11 protein-coding genes and 1 pseudogene are annotated in these 10,680 nt (G+C 62.9%); 9 read left to right on the forward strand and 3 right to left on the reverse strand.

All coding sequences use genetic code 11. The features are described 5' to 3' along the window. The 5 genes from VHN57_RS27620 to VHN57_RS27640 form a co-directional block, all read left to right on the forward strand. The coding region (locus tag VHN57_RS27620; RefSeq protein ID WP_423286619.1) for a BrnT family toxin at positions 1-192 on the forward strand (192 nt) is incomplete at its 5' end. Beyond that, the gene (locus VHN57_RS27625) at positions 176-454 is read left to right on the forward strand and encodes a BrnA antitoxin family protein (RefSeq protein ID WP_029547671.1); all 279 of its coding nucleotides are present in this window, start codon (positions 176-178) and stop codon (positions 452-454) included. The genes VHN57_RS27620 and VHN57_RS27625, both read left to right, overlap by 17 nt. A 2-nt stretch (positions 455-456) precedes the next feature. After that, a complete protein-coding gene (locus VHN57_RS27630; RefSeq protein ID WP_082733613.1) occupies positions 457-636 on the forward strand; it encodes a transcriptional regulator in 180 nt (59 codons plus the stop codon). Between the two features lie 589 nt (positions 637-1,225). Then, positions 1,226-1,828 carry a helix-turn-helix domain-containing protein gene (locus VHN57_RS27635; RefSeq protein WP_164546221.1) on the forward strand — a complete coding sequence of 201 codons (603 nt, stop codon included), beginning with the start codon at positions 1,226-1,228 and terminating at the stop codon, positions 1,826-1,828. After that, a complete protein-coding gene (locus VHN57_RS27640; RefSeq protein ID WP_010337277.1) occupies positions 1,825-2,244 on the forward strand; it encodes a hypothetical protein in 420 nt (139 codons plus the stop codon). The genes VHN57_RS27635 and VHN57_RS27640 overlap by 4 nt, the downstream gene beginning before the upstream one ends. A gap of 34 nt (positions 2,245-2,278) precedes the next feature. Here VHN57_RS27640 and VHN57_RS27645 read toward each other — a convergent pair whose 3' ends face one another. Further along, positions 2,279-3,091, reverse strand: coding sequence for an APH(3')-I family aminoglycoside O-phosphotransferase (locus tag VHN57_RS27645; protein ID WP_376336767.1), 813 nt, complete (start codon positions 3,089-3,091; stop codon positions 2,279-2,281). A 218-nt stretch (positions 3,092-3,309) separates the two neighbouring features. Next, positions 3,310-4,521, reverse strand: a complete 1,212-nt coding sequence (gene mobQ / locus VHN57_RS27650; RefSeq protein ID WP_323810627.1) for a MobQ family relaxase — start codon at positions 4,519-4,521, stop codon at positions 3,310-3,312. 168 nt (positions 4,522-4,689) lie between these two features. Here mobQ and VHN57_RS27655 point away from each other — a divergent pair, with 168 nt between their 5' ends. Both VHN57_RS27655 and VHN57_RS27660 read left to right on the forward strand, forming a co-directional pair. Then, positions 4,690-4,965, forward strand: coding sequence for a hypothetical protein (locus VHN57_RS27655; protein ID WP_010337271.1), 276 nt, complete (start codon positions 4,690-4,692; stop codon positions 4,963-4,965). Next, positions 4,958-5,395, forward strand: coding sequence for a hypothetical protein (locus VHN57_RS27660; RefSeq protein ID WP_066769916.1), 438 nt, complete (start codon positions 4,958-4,960; stop codon positions 5,393-5,395). The genes VHN57_RS27655 and VHN57_RS27660 overlap by 8 nt, the downstream gene beginning before the upstream one ends. 187 nt (positions 5,396-5,582) lie before the next feature. Here VHN57_RS27660 and VHN57_RS27665 read toward each other — a convergent pair. Next, positions 5,583-8,532: pseudogene (locus VHN57_RS27665) on the reverse strand (Tn3 family transposase). A 129-nt stretch (positions 8,533-8,661) separates the two neighbouring features. Here VHN57_RS27665 and VHN57_RS27670 point away from each other — a divergent pair. Both VHN57_RS27670 and VHN57_RS27675 read left to right on the forward strand, forming a co-directional pair. Further along, positions 8,662-9,267: a recombinase family protein gene (locus VHN57_RS27670; protein WP_026109404.1), complete on the forward strand. Its 606-nt coding sequence runs from the start codon at positions 8,662-8,664 to the stop codon at positions 9,265-9,267. Positions 9,268-9,293: 26 nt separating this feature from the next. Next, positions 9,294-10,622, forward strand: coding sequence for a hypothetical protein (locus VHN57_RS27675; protein WP_020817906.1), 1,329 nt, complete (start codon positions 9,294-9,296; stop codon positions 10,620-10,622). Positions 10,623-10,680 lie beyond the last annotated feature (58 nt).

Below are 10,680 nucleotides of genomic sequence, written 5' to 3' on the forward strand. Positions count from 1 at the left end.
CCAACATCGCTCGACCGTGAAGACACACGGTTCGACTATGGCGAAGTTCGCTTCGTATCCATCGGCTTCATCGGCGACCGCCTCTATTTTTTGGCCTATGCCGATGGTTCAACGGACGATGCAATACGCGCCATCAGCCTCCGCAGAGCGGAGAAACACGAGGTGAGGTTCTACTATGCGTCCCAAGTTTGATCCCGAAATTCACAGCGAAGATGCTCCGCTATCCGAGGAGTTCATGCAGGGTATGCGTCCGGCGCGTGAGGTCCATGGTGTTGACTGGGTTGACGCCAAGATGGGCCGCAAGCGCGGGCGGCCCAAGCTGGATGCTCCCAAGGTCGAGGTGAAAATCCGCTTGGATGCAAAGACGGTGGAGCATCTGCGCGACAGCGGCCCCGGATGGCAAACCCGTGTAAACGCCCTGCTCGGCCAGCTTGTGGCGACGGGACAAATCTGATCGTGGGCCACGTGGAAGCCCGCGAAAGCTTCAAGGCCGAAGCCCTCGCCTCATGGGCCGAATATCAGGAAACCGGGCTGCATCTGACCGGCGAGGAAGTGGCCCGCTGGCTCGATAGCTGGGGCACGGCAGGCGAGGGCGAATGTCCGCCTTGCCATCTGCGCGGAACCGAAAACCCCTGATTTTACCCTCTGGTGCCCGTCAGGGCACCGCCAAGCCCTTGGATGGCGAAACCTACCCCCCAACGCCTCCCTGCGCTCTATGGGCCGGAATCGGCTCCTGCACACCCCCTGATAGCCAATTGCGACCTTGCAGCGTGTGCGACGTGGAAGGGATGCGGATTCCTGTCCGTCATGCGCCTAACGCGTGCCGCGACTAGCGGCACTCATCATCACCGCCGTAGGCGGCCTGATTAGCGAGTTACCCACCCCCCGCCGCCGCCAGCTTTTGGATAGCGCTATGGCGGGGCATGGATAACTCGCAGCCCCCTTTCAGGGGGTAATCATAAGATCATAGAAGGGATTAAATAAAAACCATTTATAATCATCAACTTAGCGGGGGGGGGTAGCTCACCAGCTATGAGCTACCCCTAGCTCACCAGCTATGAGCTAGGTTCGAACAAAATTCGAAAATTTATGATTGAAATTGCAACACGTTTTCGGCACGTCGGTTTTGAATTTCATTCAATGACGTTCTGATTTTGATCATAGATGAGCTAGGGGTAGCTCACGCTGGATCAAATTTATCAGTCTGTGGGACTGGGGAGTGCCAATGTCGCAAGAGTCAAAGCAACTGGGTTTGACCACCGCACCGGGCGGGACATGGGTGCAGACTGATCGCGCCGCTCATGAGAGATGGGCGCAACTGGCCATCGCCAACCCCCGTGCGTCATCGGTGCTTCATGTGCTGGTGGCTCAAATGGGACGGCATAATGCCATTGTGACCAGCCAAACGACATTGGCAAAGGCAGCCCATTGCTCACTCCCCACCCTTAAGCGGGCTTTGTCCATACTTCGCGAACAAGGGTGGATCGAAGTCCGCCAGATCGGCCCAACCGGGACAGCCTGCGCTTATATCATCAATGATCGGGTCGCATGGAGCGGCAAGCGTGATGGCATTCGCTACAGCTTGTTCTCAGCGGCTGTGCTGATTGCAGATGATGAACAGCCGGATCGTGATGAACTGGGCGCACAACCGGCGCTCCATCGCCTGCCGAACCTGTTCCCGGGAGAGCGTCAGTTGCCAAGCGGTCCGGGCCTTCCGCCCCCGTCTGAACCATCACTTCCGGGGATGGAACCTGACTTGCCTGCGCAGTATATGGAAACCCCGGAAACACCACCATTTGAACGATTGGAAACGGGTGAAGATTCGTGACCTATCTAAGTCTAGGAGAAGCCGCAAAGGCTGCTGGTGTTGCCAAGGGAACTATTAGCAAAGCCCTGAAATCAGGTAAGCTAAGCTATGCTGACAAAACCCCTGCGGGATACCAAATAGACCCCGCCGAACTGTTCCGCGCGTTTCCACGGAAACAGCCAGAAACCGTTGAATATGAACGATTGGAAACTCCAAAGGAAACGGTGGAAACGGCTGTGCTACGGGCACAGCTTGAAGCCGCCGAACGGAGGGCCGCAACTGCCGAGGCCGACCGGGACGCTTGGCGGGAACAAGCGCAACGTGCGACACTCGCTTTGACCGATCAACGTGCCGCCCCTCAACCCGTCCCCCAGCGTGGATTCTGGTCCCGTCTGTTCAGCCGCCAGGGCAACAGCCCTAGCGGCGATGAGGCATGAGGGCGGCGGGTTTCACCTGATTTTCGGGCCATCGCTAGAACAGTTCGTCCAGCATCAGATGGAATTGCAGCTTACGTTGGTCTAAGTCGGTGACTCCGTACTGTGTCAAAAGCCTGTCCTGAAGCGAAGGGTCAAACTCTCCGAGGCAACTCCACAGAATGGCGAGGTCTTGATAGCGATCCGCGATCCCGACCCGCCCGACATCGATGCAGCCGACCACCTCGCCATCGACTATGAGAATATTGTCGAGCGAGAAATCGCCATGCGTGACGACGGTATCGGAAGGCATCGGCAGCAACTGACGCATTGCCTTCCACACCTGTTCCGCCGTCCAGCCTTCACGCTCATCGTCGAAATCATCTTCCTCAACCAGCCCCGCGTCGATCCTCTCTCGCGCCCTAGCAAGGCGATAGGCGTGATCGCTAGTGAAGGGACATTCGTTGACCGGGATCGCATGAAGACGCCGCAGGAATGTCGCGAGCGCATCGACTATCCCAGCGCCGGCCTCGGGCTGCGCCTCAAGAAGCTGATATGCGGTTCTTCCAGGCACTGCCGTCATTAGCAACCATGCCTCATCTTGCGTAGCAATGAAGCCCTCGACTACCGGGACGGGGATGTGTCTCGCTAGCCAACGCAATCGGACCATCTCGTCGGTTATGTCGCCAGCTATAGTGCTTCGGCCATGCTTCAGGAACAGGTCAGGCGCCCCGGTCTTGCTGTGCAGCCGATAAACGGCACCGCCTGATTCCCCGACATTATCGCGCGCCCACTCATACCCTACCAATGATGCGGACAGGCTGACCGGTACAGGCATAGTCTCACAAGGGTCTTCGCGTGCTACATTCATTGATAAGCGGCCTCCTCAGCGTTCGGGCTTGGTTGAGGATAGCTTTGAAAACAAGCTGCTGACAGCAGGCGTTTTACGCCTGACGACAATCACATGATTCCGCGCATGGCTGGCCTGCCCGGTTACGACCGCGCCGCCGCCGCGATCTGGCTGCACGAAAAACCCTGACGGATTGGAAATCCGTACGAAAACCCCGATTTCAGGGTTTCCCGTCACCCTCATAGGCTCATGCCGCGATCCCGTTGCAGGACCAGCTCGCGCTCGTGGAGCAACTGCCCCACCGCCCGCGCCATTTGGGGTTCGCGCTGGATCTGCTCGATGTAGAGATCCTTGGTGTGCTGGTTCGCCCCGTTATAGGCGTCCACCGCCTTGCGGAGCGCCTCCGGGGTCGCCTTCCAGTCGCTGTTATGATCGCCATATCCGTGGGCGCCCGCCTCGCGCTTCCCGGCTATGGTCCTGAACTTTTCGGCCACCTTCTCCCGTTCCTGCGCCTGCTGGCGCTCCTGTGCCTGCTCACGCGCGCGCTCTGCTGCAAGCTGCTCCTGACGCTGCGCCTCGGCGGCATCGCGCCGATCGCGATCGACCGCGCCGCTCAAGGTCGCCGCGAACGCATGGAGTCTGCCTGATATGCGCTGCCCCGCATCGCGTAGCCACTCGGTCCCCCGCTCGATATACTGGCGCAGGCCCCGCCGCTCGATGACGCCGGCGTTGTGCTGGCCCACCATCGTCACCGGCTCATAGGCCCGCCCCTCCCGCATCGCCTGATGCTCGGCGCGGCGTTCCATCGCCGTCGCGCTCGGCCCCATATGCACGGTCGCCTCCTGCTCGATCCCCTGCCGCTGGTGACTGCGATGGTCCACCCGCTCCACGCTACCGGCACGCTCAAGGGCGACATTCTGCATCTCGGCCCACCGGCCCCGCCAGCGCTCGACCTCCCCGCTTGTCTTCTGGTCCAGTTCGCGGGTCTTCTCGCCCAGCCCTTCCGGGCCGATCCGCCGCGTCGTCGTCAGCAGATGGGCATGGTGGTTGCGCTGGTCGCCCTCGCGACCTGGTGCGTGGATTGCCACGTCCACCGCCACCCCATGCCGCTCGCTGATCTCCCGTGCGAGGCCCAGCGCAAGCTCGCGCCGCGCCTCGGCCGATAACTCGGCCGGAAGCGCGATTTCATATTCGCGGGCGACGGTGGAGTTCTTGCGCGTCTCGGCCTGCTCGGCGGCGTTCCAGAGCGCGGCGCGGTCGTTGGCCCATGCCGGGGCGTCGGCGGGCACGACAAGCGCGCTATGCTCGACGCCCTGCTTGCGGGTGTAATCATGGACGAGCCCGGTGCGCTCGTCCGTGATTTCGACGCCCGCACGATAGGCCGCCGCCGCCGTCGCACTGCGACCGGCTGAACGACCTATCGTTTTCACCGCAAGATGGAAGCTCGCCATCGCCGCGCCCTACCTTAGCCATGCGGGAGCATGGCGCGGGCGATAGCCCGCTGGGGTTCAGGGGTATCCCCTGACGCACGCAAACGCAAGTTTGCATAAGTGCGCCCTTCCTCTCTTTCGTTCGGTCGGGTCCGGTGCTATCAATATCGCGCAGCGAAAGGATTGACCATGGCCGCTCCCACGCCAGAGGCTATCGAAACCGCACGTCGCAAGGTCCAGCAGGCCAAGGCCCGGTTGCAGGCACTGGAAGCCCGCGCCGCCACCATGAACCGCAAGGCCGATGCGCGCCGCAAGATCATCCTCGGCGGCCTGCTCCTCGATGCCGCCATGAAAGACCCCGCATGGGAATCCCGCCTCAATGACCTGATGAACCGCATCAGCCGCGATCAGGACCGCAAGGCGTTCGAGGGCTGGACCTTCAAGGGAGGCCCTGCCGATGCCTGATCCCTTCGACCCTGCCGAGTTCGACGCGCCCCCTCCCTCCGATCCCGGCGCGGACTATCGCATCCTGCTCGACGCCATGCGGAAGGCCGGGGCCGAAGGGGTCGCCCAGCAGGTCGCCGCCCTGTCCCGCCAGATCGAGCATGACGCCCGCCAGCGCGCCGAAGCGGGGCAGCAGACGCAGAACGCGCTCAACGAACTCCTGCGGGCCGCTACGCAGCTTCAGCGCGTCAGCGCAGCCATCGGGTGGGAGCATCTGAAGGGATGGCTCTACGCGGCCATGATCGGGCTGGGCCTGATCTTCGCCGCGGCCCTCGCCTACCAGTGGGCGAAGGAACCCAAGATTGAACAGCGGCTATACGGCTGCACCGCACGATGGGACGCCAAAACTCAACGCTGCAAGGGCGATTGGGTGCCCTTGCAGGCGCAATAGGCCAGTTCATTATCGGGTGTACGTAAATTCTTGCTCTTAACATTTAATGGGTGTACGAGATTGCTATGGAAGTCGAGTTCGATCCGGCCAAGGACGAGGCTAATCTCGCCAAGCACGGCGTATCATTGCAGGCTGCGGCGGACTTCGATTTTACAACATGGCCCCTGTGCATTATCAGGACACGGATTCACGGTAGCGGTTTGATGAGCAGCGGCATGAGGCCGTTGGCGTCGAGATCGAGGTGATCGGACCAGACATAATCGCCGGTGAGATTGATGCGATCCCAACCCAACGGCGAGAGCCGGGACAGCATAGCTGGATCGATGGGGCTTCCTCGACGACGCATTTCGTCGACGGCGCGCCCCAGATAGCGACAGTTGAACAGGATAATCGCTGCGGTGACGAGGTTGAGCGCGGCCGCTCGGGTCTGCTGGTTCTCCAGGCCACGGTCGCGAAAACGGCCGAGCCGATGGAAGGCGACCGCCCGGGCAAGGCTGTTGCGGGCCTCGCCCTTGTTCAACTCGGCAGTGACGGTACGGCGCAGAGCCGGATCCTCGAACCAGCGGAGCGTGAACAGCGTGCGCTCGATCCGCCCGATCTCCCGCAGCGCCGCAGCGAGGCTGTTCTGCTGGCGGTAGGCGGACAGCTTCTTCAGGATCAACGATGGCGTGACGGTGCGGTGACGGATCGCGCCAATGACACGTTCAATATCGGGCCAGTGGCTGACGATCAGGTCCCGGTTGAGCCTGTGACCGAACAGTGGCGCAAGCCTGCCATAGCGCTTCGAGGGTTCGAAAGCGTAGAGGCGCCGGTCGGACAGGCGAGGAATGCGCGGCTCGAAATCGAGCCCGAGGAGATGCATCGTCGCGAATACGATGTCGGAAACGCCGCCTCCATCGACGTGCAGCGCGGTCAGATCGGCGTTGCTGTCATGGCCGAGGAGCCCATCGAGCGCATGGATGGCTTCTCCTGCCGTGCCGGCGATCACCGTCTGGTGCAGCGGCGCGTAGCGGTCGGTGATGGTGGTGTAGATCTTGACCACTGGGTCGCGACCATAATGGGCGTTGACCGCTCCGCCGGCTTCGCCCGGCCCGCCCAGGTAAGGCCTGGCCATCCGCGGAAGCCCGGTGTCCTTGCCCAAACCAGGCGGCGATCGGCTCGGCGTGGATGGCGTCGGTCAGACAGGCGAGCGCCGCCCGAAAGGTTTCCTCGCGCATGTGCCATGTCTGCATGCGCAGCAGCGCGCGGCGTGACCCTGCGCCGCATACCTCGGCCATGCGCGACAGCCCAAGATTGGTCGCTTCGGCAATCAGAGTGGCGAGGAAGGCCTGCTCATCGCCAGGCGGCAACCCGGTCGAGACGTGCCCGAAGTGCCGGGTGAAGCCGGTCCAGCGTTCGACTTGCGACAACACGTCGGTGATACGCGTGGCAGGCAGCATGTCGTAGCAGGCAAGCGTCAGGCGCCGTCCTTCGTCGTGCCTGGCATCATCGTCCTTCAGTTCCTTGGGAAATCGCAATCGCTCGCCAGCGAACAGGGCAGCATCGCGTCCGGCCAGATTGTGGGCGACGTCGCGCAAGGCGCTGTCGAGCTGCGCGGCGCGCTGATCGAGCCATGCGTGTGGATTACCGAGCGAGAACGGCGGTTGCAGCGCTGCGCCGGATAACGGCGCGAGCAGCACGTCCAGCGACCTGTGCAGCCTTGACCTCGGCACCCAGATATCACCCGAGGCCAGTGCATTGGTGAGCGCGCCGTAAGTCGCCATCTCCCAGTGCGTCCGGTCGATCTTGCCGGCGACCACGACATGGCGGTGCCAGCGCCGCTCGACATGACCGAGCGGAACGTCGGCAGGGAGGGGCTTGCGCCAGTCGCCATCAAGATTCGACAGGATCGCCATCGCGTCGCGCAATGCCGCGGTGCCGGCCCGACCGTGGAAATCGAGCGCTTGCAGGAATAGAGGCCCTGTTCGCTTGAAGGTCCGGTATTCGGCTGCGATCTCGCTCAGCACATCGTCCCTGTGAGGTGCCGCGGTACGACGGATGATTGCGGCATCAGCATCGAGCATGTCGAGAGGCACGATATCCCTGAGGGCCGCACCGATATCTCCGCCGGCGCGTGCTGCCTGGCTAACTGTTTCCAGCACAGTGGCGATCCGCATCAGCCGATCGCGGCCTTCGCGTCCCGAAATCGCGACCCTCTGCTCCAGGCGTTTGCGAGCACGAAGGTGAGCGCGTCCCATCAAGGCGCTGAACATGGCGATCGCCGCGTCGGTAAGCGTGGCCTCCATCTCGCGCAGCGTTGCAAGCAGGATGACCCGCCTGCGGGAGACGCGCATCTGTTGGAAAGCCTGGGCTGTATATCGCACGCCTTCGCGGGCGAACTGCGTCAGGCGGGGCTCGTGCAGGGGATCGACCGGAATGCTGGAAATACCGGTCCTATGGATTATCGCGACCTTCTCGAGGATTTCGGCAAGCGAGGCTGACGCGACGCGGGGCTCTGGTTCGCGCAGCCAGGACAAGCGGCTCTGCCGGTCATGTACCTTCTCATCGATCAGCATATCGAGACGCTGACGCATATCCGCATCGAGTTTAGCATCGACCGCGGCGACCAGATCGGTTTCCGTCCGAAGCATCGCCTCGGCCGCCATCCGCTCAACGACGCTGATGCCAGGGATGACGATGCGTCGCGTGCGCAGCTCGTCCAGCAATCGATCAAGCAAAATGCGCCCGTCCACGATAGCCATGGCTTCGGTTTCCAGCCAAGTCATCATGATGCCGCGCGCTGGCCGGCTCAGATCGGTGAATCCGAAGCGCGCCTTGATGGCGGCAAGCTGATCGTAGCGGGTCGGCGCTCGCCGCGCGAAGTCGGCGACGACGCCTGCATCCACTCCGACCTGTTCGGCGATGTGGTCGAGCATGATTGCAGGCAACAGCTCGCCTGTGCGCAGATGTCGCCCCGGATAGCGCAGGCAGCAGAGTTGCAGGGCATAGCTCAAGCGGGTCGCCGGAGTGCGTGCGAAGCCGATCGCAGCAAGGTCCTCGGCATCGAGGCCATGATGTCGCACCACCGCCGCCTCGCTGTCGGGCAAAGCAAGCAACGCGGCGCGCTGCCGCTGGGTCATCGGAATACGTGCGGGCATGTTTCATCCTCCAAAAACCTCTTGCCTTTTGTTGGCTTAGTGAAAGAGGATTGTGAAAGACCCAAGGCTGCGGAAATTGGTGCATGCTGTTTCCGCCTCCAGATACGGCCGTTTGTGAAAGAGACGCAGATGACGCGCGAACCCTATCTGATCGGTTATGCCCGCGTGTCGAAGGGCGACGACCAGTCGAACGCCGCGCAGCGGCGCGCGCTCGATGCGGCCGGCTGCAAGCGGGTGTTCGAGGAGACCGCCAGCGGTGGGCGGTGGGACCGACCCAAGCTTCTGGAGATGATCGGCCAGTTGCGCGACGGAGACGTCGTCGTCGTCTGGAAGCTTGACCGGCTGTCGCGCAGCCTAAAGGATATGCTGCACATCATGGAGCGGATCGAGCTGGCAGGCGCGGGCTTCCGCTCACTGACCGAGGCGATCGACACCACCACCGCGGCAGGGCGGATGATGATGCAGATGGTGGGAAGCTTCGCCGAGTTCGAGCGGGCCATGATCCGCGAGCGTACCAGCGCCGGCCTTGCCCAGGCTCGCGCAGAAGGACGGATCGGCGGGCGTCGGCCCAAGCTCGGCGACAAGCAGCGCCGCGAAATCGCCGAGTCCGTCACGTCCGGCCGCAAGTCCGGTGCCGAGATGGCGCGGCTCTACGGCGTCAGTGAACCCACCGTCTCGCGCATCGTCGCCGCGCACCGCCAGCAATTCAGTCAGCAGCAGAGGGAACAGGCATGAAGCGTGGTCACGATCTGTCCGGCGTCATGAAGTTCGCCACCTCGCCGGCCTGGGGCGAGCATCTGGGCGAGGCGCTCGGCGATCATCTCGGGCTGGCGATGGAGGAGTTCGACTTCGAAGCGGACGAGCTGGCGGACATCGTCGGCGATCATTGGGCCGGCGTGTTGTGGGGATGCGCGTTCGAGGATCTGCTGACGCGCACCATCCAACCCGACCGGAACATCGTCGATGACTATATTCGGCGCCGGGGCTGGAATGAGAGCGGCCCGACCAAAATCTACCTGCGTGCCCTTCGATCGTCAGTGATGAGCCTCCACGAGGTCAGCGAGGTCGAGCCCGGCAGCGGCTTCCTCGTGCGCGACCTGATCCGGGGCGGCGAGCCGCTTCGAGTATCCGAGCGCAGCGCCTCGCAGACGCTGAAGCAATGGGACAGGATCGGTGCCCGCGTCGTGCAGGTCGGAGGCAAGCACCTCCTGTCGGGCGGCGTGCTGTCGTTCACGATGGAGGCGGCCGAGGCGCTCGTCGCCGATCTACGGCGCTCGAAGGGCAAGCGCAGCCCGCGCACCGCGTTGAACCTAGACGCCGACGATCTGGCTGCACTTCCGGCCCTCATCAGCACGGCATGGCTGTTCGATGTCGTTCCCAAGACCATGGGACCGGCGCCCATCCCCACGCTGCACAACATTGATGGCGAGGAGGTGATGTTCCACCGCGTGCGCTTTCCCTTCGCACGCGGCGTGACCCAGGCGCTGGTCGGCGAGCGGCTTGATACTGTCCCTGCGCTTCAGCGGGAAACCACGCACTTTTGGAACTGGCTGGGCGAGAAACCGAACGGAAAAGCGAAAAGCACCGGGCGCATGGCGTGGGGTGTGACGATGGCGGACGGCACCCCGGTGCTCGGCAATGTCGAATTGAAAGGCCGCGCCCTGATGCTCGCCGTCACCTCGGCCGAGCGAGCGAAACGCGGCACCGCGCTTATCAACGATGCGCTCGCCGGGTTGGTCGGCTCGCCGCTGACCACGATTGAGACGGTCGAACAGGCCATGGCGGCGCGGGCCGAGGGGCTGACATCATCCGAACCGGCACCCGCCATTGCGCCAGAGGTTGCAACCCCGCTCATCCATGCCATGCTCGACCGTCAGTACCGCGCGACGCTCGATGAACCCGTCGGCATGCTCGGCGACATCACCCCGCGCGCAGCCGTTCAAACTGCCGCAGGCCGGCACCGAGTAGCCGGGTGGCTCAAGCATCTCGAAAACCGCAGCAGCAGCCAACTCGACGCGAACGACCCGATGGCCACCTACGACTTCACTTGGATATGGCGCGAACTTGGCATCGAGAACCTGCGCAAATAGTTCGCTACCCCTGACGTCGATGCCTACCGTGAATCCGTGTCCCTACAATGCACAGAGG

It is taken from the genome of Sphingobium salicis subsp. salicis, from assembly GCF_049472635.1.
Lineage (GTDB): Bacteria > Pseudomonadota > Alphaproteobacteria > Sphingomonadales > Sphingomonadaceae > Sphingobium > Sphingobium yanoikuyae_A.